16 protein-coding genes are annotated in these 17998 nt (G+C 38.5%); 6 read left to right on the top strand and 10 right to left on the bottom strand.

The window, feature by feature from the left end; all coding sequences use genetic code 11:
- Positions 1-5 precede the first annotated feature (5 nt).
- The 6 genes from H7U17_RS12360 to H7U17_RS12385 form a co-directional block, all read right to left on the bottom strand.
- The gene (locus tag H7U17_RS12360) at positions 6-713 is read right to left on the bottom strand and encodes a lycopene cyclase domain-containing protein (RefSeq protein WP_186757051.1); all 708 of its coding nucleotides are present in this window, start codon (positions 711-713) and stop codon (positions 6-8) included.
- A gap of 7 nt (positions 714-720) precedes the next feature.
- Positions 721-1563 (bottom strand): phytoene/squalene synthase family protein, encoded by an 843-nt coding sequence (locus H7U17_RS12365; RefSeq protein ID WP_186757052.1) that lies wholly within the window; start codon positions 1561-1563, stop codon positions 721-723.
- A gap of 4 nt (positions 1564-1567) precedes the next feature.
- Positions 1568-3064 (bottom strand): phytoene desaturase family protein, encoded by a 1497-nt coding sequence (locus H7U17_RS12370; RefSeq protein ID WP_186757053.1) that lies wholly within the window; start codon positions 3062-3064, stop codon positions 1568-1570.
- A 1-nt stretch (position 3065) separates the two neighbouring features.
- Entirely contained in the window at positions 3066-3575 is a 510-nt protein-coding gene (locus H7U17_RS12375; RefSeq protein WP_186757054.1) for an RNA polymerase sigma factor, read from the bottom strand.
- 157 nt (positions 3576-3732) lie between these two features.
- On the bottom strand, positions 3733-4629 hold the full coding sequence (locus H7U17_RS12380; protein WP_186757055.1) for a MerR family transcriptional regulator: 897 nt from the start codon (positions 4627-4629) through the stop codon (positions 3733-3735).
- Positions 4626-5072: a sterol desaturase family protein gene (locus H7U17_RS12385; protein ID WP_186757409.1), complete on the bottom strand. Its 447-nt coding sequence runs from the start codon at positions 5070-5072 to the stop codon at positions 4626-4628. Before H7U17_RS12385 ends, H7U17_RS12380 begins: the two co-directional genes overlap by 4 nt.
- 175 nt (positions 5073-5247) lie before the next feature.
- Here H7U17_RS12385 and H7U17_RS12390 point away from each other — a divergent pair, with 175 nt between their 5' ends.
- A complete protein-coding gene (locus H7U17_RS12390; RefSeq protein WP_230981399.1) occupies positions 5248-5556 on the top strand; it encodes a DUF4286 family protein in 309 nt (102 codons plus the stop codon).
- A 30-nt stretch (positions 5557-5586) separates the two neighbouring features.
- On the opposite strand, the gene H7U17_RS12395 is transcribed toward H7U17_RS12390, so the two are convergent.
- Complete coding sequence (locus tag H7U17_RS12395; RefSeq protein ID WP_186757056.1) at positions 5587-6069, bottom strand: GNAT family N-acetyltransferase; 483 nt, start codon at positions 6067-6069, stop codon at positions 5587-5589.
- Positions 6070-6204: 135 nt separating this feature from the next.
- Between H7U17_RS12395 and H7U17_RS12400 the strand changes: the two genes are divergently transcribed.
- Complete coding sequence (locus H7U17_RS12400; protein ID WP_186757057.1) at positions 6205-6981, top strand: type III pantothenate kinase; 777 nt, start codon at positions 6205-6207, stop codon at positions 6979-6981.
- A 12-nt stretch (positions 6982-6993) separates the two neighbouring features.
- Here H7U17_RS12400 and H7U17_RS12405 read toward each other — a convergent pair whose 3' ends face one another.
- From H7U17_RS12405 to H7U17_RS12415, 3 genes are all read right to left on the bottom strand, one after another.
- Positions 6994-8565, bottom strand: coding sequence for an Rne/Rng family ribonuclease (locus H7U17_RS12405; RefSeq protein WP_186757058.1), 1572 nt, complete (start codon positions 8563-8565; stop codon positions 6994-6996).
- Positions 8566-8745: 180 nt separating this feature from the next.
- The gene (locus H7U17_RS12410) at positions 8746-9564 is read right to left on the bottom strand and encodes a tetratricopeptide repeat protein (protein WP_186757059.1); all 819 of its coding nucleotides are present in this window, start codon (positions 9562-9564) and stop codon (positions 8746-8748) included.
- A 20-nt stretch (positions 9565-9584) separates the two neighbouring features.
- A complete protein-coding gene (locus tag H7U17_RS12415) occupies positions 9585-9893 on the bottom strand; it encodes an HU family DNA-binding protein (protein ID WP_112784269.1) in 309 nt (102 codons plus the stop codon).
- A 119-nt stretch (positions 9894-10012) separates the two neighbouring features.
- Here H7U17_RS12415 and mutY point away from each other — a divergent pair, with 119 nt between their 5' ends.
- The 4 genes from mutY to gltB all read left to right on the top strand — a co-directional run bounded on the left by mutY (position 10013) and on the right by gltB (position 17998).
- Positions 10013-11125: an A/G-specific adenine glycosylase gene (gene mutY, locus H7U17_RS12420; protein WP_230981400.1), complete on the top strand. Its 1113-nt coding sequence runs from the start codon at positions 10013-10015 to the stop codon at positions 11123-11125.
- Positions 11126-11177: 52 nt separating this feature from the next.
- Positions 11178-11651: a single-stranded DNA-binding protein gene (locus H7U17_RS12425; protein WP_186757060.1), complete on the top strand. Its 474-nt coding sequence runs from the start codon at positions 11178-11180 to the stop codon at positions 11649-11651.
- Between the two features lie 66 nt (positions 11652-11717).
- Positions 11718-13067: a gliding motility-associated protein GldE gene (gene gldE / locus H7U17_RS12430; protein WP_186757061.1), complete on the top strand. Its 1350-nt coding sequence runs from the start codon at positions 11718-11720 to the stop codon at positions 13065-13067.
- A gap of 431 nt (positions 13068-13498) precedes the next feature.
- Positions 13499-17998, top strand: coding sequence for a glutamate synthase large subunit (gene gltB / locus H7U17_RS12435; RefSeq protein WP_186757062.1), 4500 nt, complete (start codon positions 13499-13501; stop codon positions 17996-17998).

A 17998-nucleotide genomic window follows, 5' to 3' on the forward strand; every position in this document is an offset into this window, starting at 1 on the left:
TCATATTAACCCTTAGGTTTGACTATTGTTTTGCCCTCTTTGATTTTTTCATAAATACTGATATTCATCAACATCAATCCCAACGAATAAATAAAATCTTCAATCGGAATGGTAATAATCCTTAAACCTAAGTTTTCTGCATTATCATAAGATACCACTGGTTCAGGAGTAAAAGCTCCCGTCAATGCTCCATTGAAAAGCAAAAAGGGAATGAGATGAACTAAATAAAAGAGGTAAAATCTACCCAAAATCCTTAGACCAAAATAATAGTAATGGACCAGGATCAGCACCGCCACAAACAAAAAATTAACACTTGTATACCATCTTTCTAAATTCATTAGACCTAGCAATACCAACACAATCACCAAAACTAATGTAAAGGGTCTCGCTATCTTGGCCAGATAATCCTTCTCCAAATAATATTGAAGCACCTCATAAATAAATAGGGTTGAAAATGGTACAATCAGGAAAAAAAGGCATTCTTCGAAAGGAAGACTTCCCAAATAGATCCCTGTTAAATATCTCGGGTTAAATCCCCAAACGTCCATTGTAGTAAACCACTCGTCCCATACAATAAAGAGCAAAGCTGTGGTTAATATTGCAGGAAAAAGGGCAAACCACTTTTTATAATAATGCACCTTGGACTCAAAACTCCACAATAAGGGAAGTAGCAGCGTGGCCAAATTCAAAGCCAAATAGAGATATTTCTCCATAAATCACTTATTCGAAACCTAGTTTTGTACCAAAATAAATGCTCATTAGAAGTGATAGTTTTTTGATATTAGGAACCCTAACCCTTCTAAGGGTAATGGTCTTTGGTTCAAGTTTTTTAATTTTCCTGAAAAGATTAAGGTAATACAAATAGGCAATTTTAACCCCTATTTTAGCTCCTACTGGCAATCGCATAATTCCTTCATACGCATCCTCAAAATCCTTTTCTATATCTGCTTCAATCACCTTTTTCATGGTACTGTCGAAGGTTTGATAGTCGACTCCTGGAAAATACACTCTTCCTCTTTCTTCAAAATCACTTTTTATATCCCTCAGGAAATTGACTTTTTGAAAAGCTGAGCCCAACTTACAAGCTGGAGATTTTAATTCTTCATAGGCTTCTTGATCACCTTCACAAAACACCTTCAAGCACATCAAGCCCACTACCTCTGCAGACCCATAGATATACTCTTTATACCTATCATCACTATAAGTACTAAAATCCAAATCCATGGCCATACTATTTAAGAAAGCATCTATCAGATCCTTTTCAATCCCATATTGATGAACGACCATTTGAAAAGCATGCAATATAGGGTTTAAGCTGATCTGCTGATCAATGGCTTCATAGGTGTCTGTTCTAAATTTTTCCAAAAGATAGCCTTTATCCTTGTGATGAAAAGTATCCACAATCTCATCTGCAAACCTTACAAAACCATATATCCCATAAATAGGCATATGAAACTTCTCATCCATCACCCTAATTCCCAAACTAAAAGATGTGCTATAGCGACGGGTTACCAGTTTACTGCATTCCAATGTCGTATTATGATATAAGTTTAAAGCGTCCATATGTCTAGTTTTGATGAGCTTTTGAAAAATGATTTTTAATAATCTCATGAGCTACAACCTGCCCGGAAATCAGTGAAGGAGGCACCCCTGGGCCTGGCACTGTCAACTGCCCTGTATAATAGAGATTCTTCAGTTTTTTGTTTTTAATTTTTGGCTTAAGCAGAGCCGTCTGCCCCAGTGTATTGGCTAAACCATACGCATTTCCCTTGAAAGCATTATAATCTTCAATAAAATTACTCTGCGCATAAGCTCTTTTAAATATTACATGTTCGCGGATAGATTGATTAGTAAGCTTTTCAAGTCTATCCATAATTAGGTGATAATATTTCTCCTTATGTTCCTCTGTATCCTCCAAGCCAGGAGCAAGCGGAATCAACACAAACAAATTCTCTTTCCCCTCAGGAGCTACTGAAGGATCAGTTACAGATGGTGCACACACGTAAAAGAGTGGCTTTTCCGGCCAATCAGGATTTTCATATATGGCCTTAGCATGTGGCTCTAATACCTCGTCGAAAAATAAATTATGATGATGAAGGCCTGACAATTTCTTATCCACACCCAAATAAAAAATCAAACTCGATGGTGCCAAGACGCGCTTATCCCAATATTTTTCAGAATAATTACTGTATTCTGGAGGCAGAAGGGCTGAATCCACATGATGGTAATCTGCTCCTGCTATAACTATATCCGCAGGCACTTTGCTTCCATCCTTTAAAAAAACTGATAACACGGCCCCATCTTTAATTTGAAGATGGGAGACATCTGCATTATACACAAATTCAACCCCTTTTTCTTCTGCAAGTGCCACCATGGCCTTCACTATTTCGTGCATCCCTCCCATTGGATACCAAGTTCCCAATACCAAATCGGCATAATTCATCAAACTGTACAATGCAGGTATCTTTTCTGCTGTTTGACCTAAAAACAAAATGGGAAACTCCATCAGCCGCACCAATTTATCATTTTTAAAAAATTTGGCTACATGCTTTTTCATGGAGTGAAATATATCCAGTTTTATCAGGTCGTTAATTATTCCAGGTTGTGCAAATTCCCAAATCGACTGGCCTGGCTTGTATACCCACTCTTGAATACCAACTTTGTATTTTTGTTCAGCTTGGGACAGAAAATCTTCCAATTTTTGGGCACTACCTTCTTCAATTTGTTCAAAAAGTAACTTTAATTCTTCAAAATTGGCAGGAATGTTCATTTCATCATTCTCAGAAAAAATCACCTTGTACGAAGGATCGAGCCTCACCAAGTCATAATAATCGGATACCTTCTTCCCAAATTGGGAAAAATAGCTTTCGAATACATCAGGCATCCAGTACCAACTAGGCCCCATATCAAATGTAAAGCCTGCTGCCTTGAATTTTCTAGCTCTACCTCCTGGACCATCATTCTTCTCAAGGAGCTTAACGCTATACCCCTGATTGGCTAACCTAGTAGCAGCAGCTATTCCAGCAAATCCTGCACCGATTACCACTACCTGATCATTCGTCATCTTAGTCAACTTTATAAATCTTTAAATCCTCTTTAAGAATTTTTCTTGCGATGTGAATACGGTTTTTAACTGTACCAATGGGAAGTGCTAACTTTTCAGCAATTTCCTGATATTTATAACCGTTGAAATACATCATAAAGGGCACTTTATACACATCATCCAGATTCTCAATACAAGCATTTATATCTTCCAAAGCAAATCCACCTTGCGCCCTGTTCTCAATGCAAACATCACCAGAATTAATATAGTGTAAATTATCGGTAGTATCTACAAAAGTAGCCCTCCTTACCATTTTCTGATAATTGGTAATGAAGGTGTTTTTCATGATCGTATAAAGCCAAGCCTTCAAATTCGTACCATCCGAAAACTTATCTCTGTTCGTAAATGCTTTTAGGACTGTGTCCTGAAGCAAATCATTAGCATCGTCCAAGTCCTTGGTCAGCCTAAGAGCAAAAGGCTTTAGTGTCTTGGAATATTGGTTAAGCGAGTAACTGAATTCTAAAGTTGTCATGCCTTTGATTATTTTGTTTAATCAAATATAATTTTTATTAAACAATAATCAAATATTTGTTCATCTTTTTTTATTTTAAATTAAACAAAACAACCTTAAGGATATAAAAAAAGCAGGCATTCTGCCTGCTTTTTTTAATCTAAAATATTTTGCCTCGTTATTTTTCCTGTGCAATATTACTCATTTCTTCCATAAACACTTTTATATCTTCAATTCGTTCCATCAAGTATATGTTCTCTGGAAGCTCGAAATTCATCCTTAATGCTTGATAACCAGAAATGATAATTTTACAATCGGAAAACTGATTAGACAGGGCCAATAAATATTCATGTAAATTATGTACATCTGGAGAAGTAGTAATCACAGTGATCAAATAATCAGGATTATGAAACCTATAAACTTCCGCCAAATCATTTCGTGGAGTACTTTGCCCCAAATAAATGACCTTATGCCCCTCTCTTTTAATCAAGTAACTTGCAAAAAGCAAAGAAATCTCATGCAATTCTCCTTCTGGCAAAAACAACATGAATTTTTTTCCACCACCTTGATAAACATACTTGTCAATGGCCACAATTAGTTTTTGCCTGATCAAATTGCTAATAAAATGTTCCTGTGCTGGCGTAATCGAACCAACCTGCCATAAGATGCCAATTTTAGCCAAAAAAGGATAGATAACCTTCAACATGGTCTCATCAAAACCAATACTTCTACTATTCATGGACAAGACCTTATCAAATCGCTCCTCATCTATTTCTATCATCGCAACCGTAAGCGCATATATCTGATCTTCATGAGCCATCACCCCCTCTGTTAACTCCACCACCTTCAACCGAACCTCATCGGAACTCATTTTGGCTATCTTTGAGATCTTGACACCATTATTGTTTAATAAGGCTACATTTAGAATGAGCTTCAGATCATCATCATCATAATAACGAATATTAGTTTCGGTACGCTTAGGATGCAACAAATCATACCGCTGCTCCCATATCCTTAAGGTATGCGCTTTTATCCCTGAGAGATGTTCTAGATCCTTAATTGAATAACTACTCATTTCTTCCCTTCTTTAAAATACTTCCATGGCACTACAAACAAACCGAAAGCTTCTGCTCCCTTTTTCTGGTTATTGGCATGGTGCGCCTGATGCGCCCTGAAAATCCCAATAAAAATCCCCTTCTTAGGCCTTGCTAACCACTTGCTCCTTCTATGAATCAACACATCGTGCAAAAGAAAATAACTTAGACCATACAAACTGATTCCCACTCCCATCCAAAACCTATAATCCAAATCACCAAATCCCTTCCACATTAGAAGGATTGAAACCCCGCCAAATAACAATGAAAATATATCATTCAATTCAAAAGGCCCTTTGCTTGGCTCATGATGTGTTTTATGCACTTTCCACAAAACACCATGCATTAGGTATTTATGAATAAACCAACCACAAAACTCCATCAACAAGAAGCCTATTACCACAAACAAAATTGCATTTATCACCATTAAATGAATAACCAGTTTTAATTTAAAATGTTTATCGAGTGACTTAATATGTTCACTTTTTCTTATTTGTCAACAAGTTAAAAGTGCTTTCTAGGGATTATTCCTATTTTTGTAACAAAGTAAATAAAAATATTTTTGTTTACTCTTTATTACCCAAATTTAAACAAAACAAATGAGTATGATTTTATATAATATCACTGTAAATATTGACCAGGAGGTAGAGCAGCAATGGATAAAATGGATGAAGGAAGAGCATATCCCCTCTGTTATGGCCACAGGAATCTTCAATGACAATAAATTTTTCAAGTTAATGCACGAACCTCATGATGGTGGAGTAAACTATTCAATTCAATACTTCACAGACAGCATGGAAAAAGTATACGAATACCAAACCAAATTTTTACAGGCCCATCAAGAAGATTTCCAAAAATCATTCAAGGACAGATATGCAATATTCCGCTCCTTACTTCAAGAAGTATAAAATAAGAAAGCCCCAGTCGGGGCTTTACTTTTATTTAGATGCCAACATTTCTTCAATCTCTCCAGATTGTAAATGGCAATTGAACCAACCACCTTCAATATCAGCATTATATTTTTTATAAAAGTTTATTGCGGGATCATTCCAATCTAAGACCTGCCACATCATCCCGGTACAATTATCTTCCAGCGACTTTTGCATCACCCTTTCAAAAAGTAATTTTCCTGCTCCCTTTCCTCTTTCCTTTTCGGTTACTATATAATCTTCCAAGTACAACCTCTTTCCCTTCCAGGTACTATACCTATAATAGTATATAGCTGTTCCGATAATTTCCTCAGTACTATTTTTTATCAAAACAAAAAAACCGTACACAGGATTTGCTCCAAAACCATCTTCCTCCATCATTTTAACCGTATTGGTCACTTCTTCGGGAGCTTTCTCATACAATGCCAGTTCTTCGATCAATTCAAAAATCCTTGGCAAGTCTTCTTTTTTTCCTTCTCTGATCGTATACATGTCTCGAAATTAGAAAAAAAAGCAAAAAGAACTAAAGACTTCCTTCCTTTTGGCAAATAGACATACTAGATTTAAATTGCTCAGTTATATTTCTGAAGATATATTACCCCGACATAACAGACCCATACAAGAAATATGTTTTTATCTATAGATGCTGGAAATTCGAATATAGTTTTTGGATTGTACGATTCAAATGTACAAAAGTGGACCCATGAATTTCGCTTAGAAACCAAAAGAGACCTATCTCTAAATTACCTAGTAAAAAACATTCAATTCAATTTCCTAGAAAGCGGGCTAAAAGCCAATGAAATAAATGCTATTGGGATCAGCTCGGTTGTTCCTGAAATAAGCCAGACACTGGTACAGTTTTCAAAAACCTTCTTCGACAAAAGCCCACATTTAATCAACGAAAGAAGTTATGCTAAAATAGCTGTATCAACTTCAAGGCCAGCAGAAATGGGTACTGACCTTATGGCCAATGCAGCAGCAGCTTACGACTATTTCGAAACTGCCTGTATGGTCATCGACTTCGGTACAGCCCTCACATTTACCATCATCGATAGCCAAGGAAAAATTATGGGGGTAAATATTGTTCCGGGTTTGAAAACCGCCATTGGATCTTTATTCAGAAACACCTCAAAACTTCCTGAAGTCAAACTAGAGATGCCAAAATCAGCAATTGGAAAAAACACCACTCATTCCATACAGGCAGGCATATTATACGGCTATACGGGACTAGTAAAAGGAATGATTGAAGCTATCCGCAAAGAAATGGACCAAGACATCAAGATCATTGCAACAGGAGGTCTTTCCGAGATCCTCAAAAATTTGGAAAATGAATTTGATCGTGTGGACAGAGAACTCACCTTAAACGGAATAAAATTGATAGCTGAAAAAAATAAGCACGCATAAAAAAAGAAGGGACTATTCAGCCCCCTCTTTAATCGTAAGTTCTATTTCTTCTCCTGTTTCATCCAGGAATTTATACTCCGTCACTGGTAATGAAGAATCTTTGATCAGTTTTACCCATTTGAAATATTTAAAAAACCACTTTACCCTTCTGGAAATCATACCTTGGGTAAAATAAGCATGAAGGTATGGGTGCAATCCAATTTTAATATTGGCTAAGTTTTGATGTACAGCAGTATACTCAAGATCTCTCTCCAGCTTATCAGCTACCAAAATAGAGGCTTGGATTTTTCCTGTCCCATTACATGCAGGGCAGGTTTCTTTGGTCACAATATTCACTTCAGGTCTTACTCTTTGCCTAGTGATCTGCATCAACCCAAACTTGGTCAATGGCAATACTGTATTCTTGGACCTATCATCCTTCATCTCAGCCTTCATTGCGTCATATACGGCCCTTTTGTTTTCGGCCTTCTTCATATCTATGAAGTCAATGACTATAATCCCTCCCATATCTCGGAGGCGAAGCTGTCTGGCAATTTCTTTGACAGCCACCAGGTTGGTTTTCAATGCCGTTGTTTCCTGGTCGCTTTCTTGGTTGGACTTATTCCCGCTGTTTACGTCGATAACGTGAAGCGCTTCGGTATGTTCTATAATTAGGTATCCGCCATGCGGAAGACTTACCGATTGTCCAAACAGGCTCTTGATCTGCTTTTCAATTCCAAAACTTTCAAATAGCTTGGCTTTACCGTTGTAAAGTTTAACAATTTTTTCCTTTTCAGGGGCGATCGATCTGATATAAGACCGAATCTGATCATAGACTAATTCATCCTCTACCGTGATTGCATCGAATGATTCGTTGAGCAGGTCTCTTATAATAGAGCTGGCCATGCTCATTTCTCCGATAACCTTGTCTTTACTTTTGGCTTTCATCAACTTCTTCATCCCATCCTCCCAACTGTTCACCAAATTTCTGAGGTCCTTGTCCAGTTCAGTAACGGACTGGCCCTCAGCAACTGTTCTAATGATGACACCAAAATTGGCAGGCTTGATGGAAGTGATAAGCCTGGCAAGCCTTCTTCTTTCTTCTGCTTTACGGATCTTTTTGGATACGTTGACTGAATTAGAGAAGGGCACCAGTACCAAATAACGACCGGCTAGGGAGAGCTCACAGGATAGTCGCGGGCCTTTCGTAGAGATCGGCTCCTTTACAACCTGAACTAAAATTTGATTATTTTTAGAAAGGACTTGGGAAATTTTCCCCAGCTTTTCTATCTCAGGTTCTAGCTCAAACCCTTTAAGTGTGGGATGCTCGGAATGATTGTTTCTGATCTGTTTGGTATATTTGATCAGACTCTTCACTTTTGGTCCGAGGTCCTGATAATGCAAAAATGCATCTTTCTCATATCCTACATCAATAAAAGCTGCATTGAGCCCATTGACGATTTTACGGACAGATCCCAGGTACATATCCCCCACTTTGAACTGGTTATTCTCTTCATCAGAATGAAGCTCCACCAGTCCTTTGTTTTTCAAAAGGGCTATTCGACTACTGTTTTGAGCAGAATCAATTACTAATTCCGTACTCAAATCGTGTCTCCTTTATGTTAATGAACGTTCTTGTGTAAAAACTATAAAAGAAGAAGTGTATTACTTCTTCTTATGTCTGTTTTTTCTAAGTCTTTTCTTACGCTTGTGCGTAGCGATCTTATGTCTTTTTCTTTTTTTACCGCAAGGCATAATCTTATGGATTTAAGTTTAACAATACTTTTATAATTGCCCCAGATAGTTATCTACACTTGAGATGATCATAGGATCCTCTGTCATGTCCTTTACCAGCTGAAACTGTTTTTTTGCTTTATTTTTCTGCTTAGCTTCGAAATAGCTCACGCCCAGATAAAACTGACCTTGAACATTTCCTGGATGGTGACCGATTAAATCTTCAAAACGCTCCACAGCCTTTTTATATTGACCAGACTGCATGGATAAAACACCCATATTAAATAGGGCTTCTTCATTTTGAGGGTCCTGCTCAAGCACCTCTCTAAGCATCATAATACCCTGCATAGGGTTTGTGGATGACACGTGTGTCATGGCCACTTTTGTTTTTAAATCAAGTCTTTCAGGATTATCTTCCAAAACCTGATTTAGATAAGACCTGGTCTGTTCGGCTAGATAGACCATCTTATCCTGGTCCATTGCAAAACCAAACGCCTCATAATAGGCATTTCCAGCCTTCTCCAGAGATTCATTGTCCGGAAACCTGTCAGCGCTTAACCCTTGATAATAGGCGGCACTATCATACATCCCAGCATCTGAATAGATAGAGGCCAGTGAATCTGCAAAGATAGCAAATTTTTCTTTACTTTCTTCTTTTTTCAATTTGGCAGCCAGACCACTAACTGTTGATTTGTCTGAATCGGACACACTTGCATTGTGGGCATCTGTAACCGGTTCAGAAGTCGCATCACCTTGCTGCGCCATATTTTGACCTTCTTCTGAGTTATCCACTACTACCCTTGGCAGGGAGTACAAGACACCAATAGCGACAACTACAGCTACGACAAGAATGATTTGCGACTTTTTCATAAATCAGAAACTTCTAAGGATTAATCTTGGAAAGCTACTTCTTTAACTTTTTTGCTGTTCTTGATTTTGTCAATGAAGACTTTTGATGGCTTGAAAGCCGGAACATAGTGCTCATCGATCACGATAGCAGTGTTTTTTGAAATGTTTCTGGCGATTTTCTTAGCACGCTTCTTATTGATGAAGCTACCGAAACCTCTCACATAAATATTCTCTCCCTCAGACATGGAATCTTTCACCACCTTGAAAAACGCTTCAATGGTTTGAGTCACATCGTCCTTCTGAATTCCTGTCTTGTCCGAAATCTTGGTAATTACCTCTGCTTTAGTCACTGTATTTAAATTTTAATTTGATTAAATTGCTTAACAATCTATTAACCAACTAATTTTGGGACTGCAAATTTAAATGATGCTTTTCAATATAAAAACAAAATGAAGAAAATTAGCGTCTTTTGTTCAACGAAAAGATTCCAGAAAAAATTTCAAAAGCTTTGAATTTCAACCATTTTTCCAAAAAACTGCTCCAATGGTATCCAGAAAATAAAAGAGATCTGCCTTGGAGAAACACCCAAAACCCATACATCATTTGGCTTTCAGAAATAATTCTTCAACAAACAAGGGTAGCGCAAGGCTTGCCATATTTCCAAAAATTCATTGAAAATTATCCCAATGTAGAGGATTTGGCCGCCAGTCCCCAGGAAGAAATTTTAAGGCTTTGGCAAGGCTTAGGCTATTACAGCCGGGCAAGAAACCTCCATAAATGTGCAAAACAGGTAGTGGAAAACCACTCGGGACAATTCCCCCGAGACTATAAAAACCTTCTTAAGCTACAAGGAATAGGTCAATACACCGCTGCAGCAATTGCTTCTTTTGCCTTCAAAGAAAAAGTAGCAGTAGTGGATGGAAATGTCTTTCGCGTACTCAGCAGATACTTTGGAATAGAAACAGATATCAGCAGCAATGAAGGCAAAAAAGTCTTCCAAGCTTTGGCCAATAAAGCCATTTCATCAGAACATCCCGATGAATACAATCAAGCCATCATGGAATTCGGTGCCCTCCAGTGCACGCCCAAAAAAGCCGATTGTAATAACTGCCCATTACAAGCTGGATGCTACGCCTATAATAATAATGCGGTAGAAAAACTTCCTGTCAAGAAAAATAAGGTAAAGATCAGCACAAGGGCATTTTTATACTATGACATAGAATGTAAAGGCAAAACCATCACAAAAACGAGAGGCCCAAAAGACATCTGGGAAGGCTTGACAGATTTTCCTTTGGAGGAATTTCAATCACCAGAAAAAATAGATCCTGAAGAATCAAAATTGTTTCATGAACTTCAAGCATTTAAGCCTACAATCCACTTTGAAAGCGAAAAGACTTATAAACATATACTGACTCATCAAAAAATTTTTTCAAACTTTGTTTCGTTTAAAATCTCCAGCGATTATGAAAAAGCCTTGGAGGACTGGGCCGAACATAAAGGCTTCCTTCTCAGAGATCCAGAAGAACTAGAAGCTTTGGGCAAGCCAAAACTGATTGTTCGATATTTGAACGATAAAAAATAATCCTTAATTTTAACTATACGCATTTAAGCAACAATTAATTATCAATTAAACTATGGCAGGTGTAAACAAAGTAATATTAGTAGGCAACCTAGGTAAAGATCCAGAAGTAAGGCACTTGGAAAGTGGCAGTGTGGTAGCCAACCTGACCCTAGCTACAACGGAAGCCTATAAGGATAGAAATGGCAATCGAGTAGAAAATACCGAATGGCACGATCTTGAACTTTGGGACGGACAGGCAAAAATCGCCGAGCAATACTTAAGAAAAGGCAGTCAGATCTTTGTGGAAGGAAAAATCAAATCAGACACTTGGCAGGACGAACAGGGCAACAATAGAAAAAGAACTAAAATCAGGGTACTCAGCTTCACCATGCTGGGATCCAGAAATACTGAAGGTGGCGGCGGTGGCAGCCAACCTAGCGCTAATCCAAACACCATGAGTAAGACTAGTTCAAACAGTCCACAAGCAGCATCAATGCCTTCTTCAAACGCCAATATAGATGAAGGAGACGACGATCTTCCTTTCTAATTTAGATCAGATTAGAATCCTAATGGATAAATCATTAATTTTGCATAACAATATTTGAATCATTTAATGGACGATCCATACCCGAGTTTGTCAATGCTAGCTGAAATTAATCAGATTTCAGCTAGCTATATCATAATAAACAGCCTCATTTTTCTAATTCTGTTAATGGCTTCGGCACTGGTTTCAGGTTCCGAAGTGGCTTATTTTTCTCTGTCCCATGATGACCTGGGAGAGTTAAACAATGAATCAGAAGAAAACTCAGAATTAGTCATTAAGCTTATAGAAGCTCCTCAAAAGCTCCTAAGCACCATATTGATCCTGAACAATCTTATCAATATTGGTATTGTCACCTTAACCACCTTTTTCACATTAAACCTTTTTGGCACTGATGCCACAGGCATTATCATTATCCTGATACAAACAGTAGGAGTTACCTTTGCTATTGTCTTTTTTGGTGAGATAGTGCCAAAAGTATATGCCAACAATGCCCGCGTGAGTTTCTCAAAGTTCATGGCCAAATCATTAAACTTTTTCTCCATAGCTTTAGCTCCTCTTTCTTCATTTCTGATGACCATCAGCAATATTATTGAGAGAAGGATTGAAAGGAAAGGCTATACCCTTTCGGTAAATGAACTTCACCAAGCACTAGAAATCACCTCAGAACACACCACAGAAGGCGAAAAAGATATTTTCAAAGGCATAGTAAATTTTGGCACCTTATCAGTAAAACAGGTCATGTGCTCAAGAATGGACATCACCGCTGTAGACGTAGAAATGGACTTCCATGAACTCATGGACAAAATCAACAAAAGTGGTTACTCAAGAATTCCCGTTTATAAAGAGACCATAGACAATATAGAGGGCATACTCTATATAAAAGATCTATTGGCACATATAGAAAAGGAAGAAGACTTCCAGTGGCAAACGCTTACCAGAAAAGGATTATTTGTACCTGAAAACAAAAAGGTGGATGCCCTGCTAAAGGACTTCCAAAACAAAAGAGTCCACATGGCAATCGTGGTGGATGAATACGGCGGAACCTCTGGACTTGTCACTTTGGAGGATCTAATCGAGGAAATCATTGGAGAGATCAATGACGAATTTGACGATGCTGACAATTTGTTGTACAAGCAAATCGATGACAATACCCACGTTTTTGAAGGAAAGGTTTCTCTTAACGATTTCTGCAAAAGACTTGAACTAGATCCACAGTCCTTTGACGAAGTAAAAGGAGACAGCGAATCTCTTGGCGGATTATTATTGGAACTCAACCGGAAGCTCCCCAACAACGGGTCTAAGATTCAATTTGAAAAATTCACTTTCACCATATTAGCTGTAGACGCAAAAAGAATCAAAAAAGTAAAGGTTTATATGAGCCCTCAAGAAACAGGAGATTTATCCCATAATGAGGATTAATACCCGTATAAAAACTAGCAAATATTAAAAACCAATTTAAAAGAAGTACACAAGTTAAAGGATTACCATATTTTTCACATATTTTCAAAAATTTGCCATTAAACTTGAATTCTTAATGGATTAGCCCAATATTTTTTCATTTGCAAGAAAACAATTGGAAATTCATTTTTTCAAACCTGTTTTGAGTATTTTTACGTAATTATCAAAAAAACAGATAATATTTTTAACTCATTTCAGACAATCTTACATAAAATTACAAATAGTAAGCGATAACGCTCTCCAAATTTCTATTTTAATAATTGTAAAAATCATAGGCAAATTTGGTTATTAATGTATTTTTTTCGTTCTTTTGTTGCCGAGATTTTAAAAAAAGAAAAATTCTTTGTAATTTATTCAATCGAATTTACAAACCTATTTAAATAACACTAACTATGAATGAAGGATTATACCATTCACAGTTTGAGCACGACGCCTGTGGGATAGGCGCTGTGGTCAATGTGAAGGGCAACAAAAGCCACGAGACGATAAGTGATGCGCTCTTTATGCTGAGCAATATGGAGCATAGAGGAGGAAGAGGCAGTGATCCTAAAACAGGTGATGGAGCGGGTATTTTGATTCAGGTACCACATGATTTTATGAAGGAGGTGACTCACCGTGCTGGCTTCGAACTACCTGAAGAGGGTAGCTATGGAGTGGGCATGACATTTTTTCCTAAGAACAAACAACTACATAAAAAATCAAAAATACTGCTCAATAAAATCCTGGAAGAAATGGATTTTGAGCTTATCGGATACAGAGAAGTCCCTGTGGATGAAACTGTGCCAGGCTCAGGCGCTTTAGAAGTAATGCCAAATATTGAGCAGCTTTTTGTAAAACATAAAGAAGGTCTAGTGGGCAAAGCACTAGAAAGAAAGCTTTATGTACTAAGAAACTATGCCACAAAGGTGATCAACTCAACCGTCCCAGGAGTTAACAGATCATTCTATTTTGCAAGTTTCAGTTCCAACACCCTTATCTATAAAGGACAGTTGAGAACAGACCAAGTACTTGCCTTCTATAAAGATCTTCAAAACAATAAAATCACTTCTGCACTTGCATTAGTTCACTCAAGGTTCTCTACCAATACATTCCCTAACTGGAGATTGGCACAGCCATTCAGGTACCTATCCCACAATGGTGAAATCAACACCATCAGAGGTAACCTGAACAAGATGCGTTCCAAGGAAGCTTTGATGAAATCTGAACTATTCAATGATGAAGAATTAGATAAATTAATGCCAATCACCAATTCTACTTATTCGGATTCAGCTAACCTGGATGCAATGGTGGAATTGTTGACCCTTAGCGGAAGATCCTTACCACATGTAATGATGATGTTGGTACCGGAAGCTTGGCAGGACAATAAATCTATGGACAAGGCCAAGAAGGCATTCTATAAGTTCCACGCCGCATTGATGGAGCCATGGGATGGTCCTGCAGCCTTATTGTTCACAGATGGAAAGTCATTAGGTGCTACTTTGGATAGAAATGGTTTAAGACCACTTCGTTATTTCACTACTTCTGATGATAGATTGATTCTTTCTTCTGAAGCAGGTGCTTTACCTATCAGGGAAGCCACTGTAACTGAAAAAGGTAGAATTAGCCCAGGAAGGATGATCATGGCTGACCTTGAAAAAGGCAAAGTGATGTTCGATGAGGAAGTTAAAGCAGAAGTTTGTGAAAACAAACCTTATGACACTTGGGTAAGAAAAGAAAGGCTTAAACTGAGACTGATGCCTACTCCTAAGGTACTTTCTCAACCTTACAACACCCAAAACATCAAAGAAAGACAAACTGTCTTTGGTTATACGACTGAAGATGTCAACACTATCTTGGCTCCAATGGGAGACACCGCATATGAACCACTTGGTTCGATGGGGGCTGATACGCCTCCAGCTGTCCTTTCCAAGCAAAGCCAACATATTTCCAATTACTTCAAGCAGCTATTTGCCCAAGTAAGTAACCCGCCTATTGATCCTATCAGGGAAAGATTGGTGATGTCTTTATTCACCAGAATCGGTGAAGGTTATAATATCCTTGAAGAAAGCCCTCAACACACCAGACAGATTCATATTTCCCAGCCGGTATTGTTGAATGAGGATTTGGAAAAAATCAAAAATTTAGAGAAGAAAGGATATAAATCAAAAACACTTTTTGCTCATTTCAAAGCTGACCATAAACCCGGCAGAATGCTGGAAGCATTGGACACCCTTTGTCAAGAAGCCGTTGATGCTATCCACGAAGGCTATAATGTCCTGATCATTTCCGATAGAAACACCTATGAAGGTGTTGCGCCAATACCTTCATTATTGGCCATTGGTGGTGTTCATCATCACCTGGTGAATATGAAATTAAGAACCAAAGTAGGTATTATTGCTGAAGCGGGTGATATCAGAGAAACGCACCACTTTGCCACTGCTGTTGGTTATGGTGCCAGTGCAGTCAATCCTTATTTGGCACTTGAAACACTTGTTCACCTTAATGAAACCGAACAGCTTTCCAAGAAATTCGAAGAGAAAGAGCTTTTTGAAAACTATCAGGATGCCATTGGAAAAGGCTTATTGAAAGTCCTTTCTAAAATGGGGATCAGTACCCTTCAGTCTTACCAAAGTGCCCAGATTTTCGAGGCAGTTGGTTTGGGCCCAGAAGTAATCGAAAGATGTTTCAAAGGGACTATCAGTAGAATCAGTGGCGTTTCCTTTGACGAATTGGCAGAGGAGGTACTTACCAGACATAACGCAGCTTATGGATCTGAAAGTCCAAGATTAGAAACCGGTGGAGTTTATCAGTGGAAGAGAAGAGGTGAAAAACACCTTTTCAATCCTGAAACCATCCATTTGTTACAAAAATCCACAGCAAACAATGACTACACATTGTACAAAAAGTTTGCTGAGAAAGTAAATAATCAAACCAAAGATGCCCTTACCATCAGGGGATTATTTGAGTTCAAGAAAAGAATTTCTATTCCTATCGAGGAAGTAGAGCCAGCTGAAGCAATCATGAAGCGTTTCGCTACGGGTGCCATGTCATTCGGTTCTATTTCTCACGAGGCACACTCTACCTTGGCTATTGCCATGAACCGTATTGGTGCAAAATCCAATAGTGGTGAGGGTGGAGAAGATGAAATCCGTTTCGAAAGAAAAGAAAATGGTGATTGGGAAAGATCAGCTATCAAGCAGGTGGCTTCCGGTAGATTTGGTGTAACCAGTAACTACCTAACCAATGCCGAAGAATTGCAAATTAAAATGGCTCAGGGAGCGAAACCTGGTGAAGGTGGACAGCTTCCAGGTCACAAAGTGGATGACTGGATCGGACGTGTAAGACACTCTACTCCTGGTGTAGGACTTATCTCTCCTCCTCCTCACCACGATATTTACTCTATTGAGGATTTGGCTCAGTTGATCTATGACTTGAAAAATGCCAACAGAAAAGCCCGTATAAACGTAAAACTGGTTTCTCAAGCTGGTGTAGGTACAGTAGCTGCTGGGGTAGCCAAAGCACAATCTGATGTTATCTTGATTTCAGGTGCTGACGGTGGTACTGGTGCTTCTCCATTGAGTTCTATCAGACACGCAGGTTTACCTTGGGAACTTGGTTTGGCTGAAGCTCACCAAACCTTGGTGAAAAACAACCTAAGAAGTCGAGTAACCCTACAAACTGACGGTCAGGTAAGAACGGGTAAGGATTTGGCCATTGCAGCCCTTTTAGGTGCTGAAGAATGGGGTATCTCTACTGCAGCATTGGTAGTGGAAGGATGTATCATGATGAGAAAATGTCACTTGAACACCTGTCCAGTAGGTATTGCTACCCAAAACCCTGAATTAAGAAAACTATTTACAGGTAATCCTGATCACGTCGTAAACTTCTTCAAGTTCCTTGCTGAAGATTTGAGAGAGATCATGGCTTCCCTAGGTTTCAGAACGGTCAACGAAATGGTTGGTCAGTCTAACGTATTGAAATCTACAGGACATTTGAATCACTGGAAGTGGGATAAACTAGACCTAAGCCCAATCTTCCATATGGTCGAAGTTCCAGAGCATGTAGGTATCTACAAGCAAATCGACCAGGATTTCAAATTGAAGAAAGTATTGGACAGAAAGCTGATCAAAGCTGCCCTTCCAGCACTTGAGCAAGCCAATCCTGTTAAGGAGAATTTCCAAATTAAAAACATAGACCGTTCGGTAGGTGCCATGCTTTCCAACGAAATCTCTAAGATTTATGGAAGCCCAGGTTTACCGGATGACACTATCCACTATAAGTTTATGGGTTCGGCAGGACAAAGTTTCGGCTTATTCCTGACCAAAGGAGTAACATTCGAGTTAGAAGGTGAAGCCAATGACTATTTTGGTAAAGGCCTTTCAGGTGGTCAGTTGGTGATCTATCCTAGCAGAAACGCAAACTTCAAAGCTGAGGAAAACATCATCATCGGTAACGTAGCCTTCTATGGTGCCACTTCTGGACACGCTTACATAAACGGTAAGGGTGGAGAACGTTTCTGCGTAAGAAACTCAGGCGTGAAAACAGTAGTAGAAGGTATCGGAGATCACGGTTGTGAATACATGACCGGTGGTCAGGTGATCAACCTTGGTGAAATCGGAAGAAACTTTGCAGCAGGTATGAGCGGTGGTATCGCCTACTTACTCAAGGACAATGTGAAACATATCAACCAGGAAATGGTCGATTTGGATCCATTGGAAAAAGAAGATTTCGATATCATCAAGAAAGAACTCGAACTTCACCTTAAGTACACCAACAGTAGCTTGGCGGCTAAATTCCTAGAAAACTGGGATACCGAGAAGGAGCAATTCATCAAGGTAATGCCAAGAGATTACAAAGCTGTACTTAAGCAAAGAGCGTTAAAACAAGAAGAACAATCAAAAACTTTAGTGTAA

The organism is Echinicola salinicaeni (assembly GCF_014280965.1).
In the GTDB taxonomy this organism is placed as follows: Bacteria; Bacteroidota; Bacteroidia; order Cytophagales; family Cyclobacteriaceae; genus Echinicola; species Echinicola salinicaeni.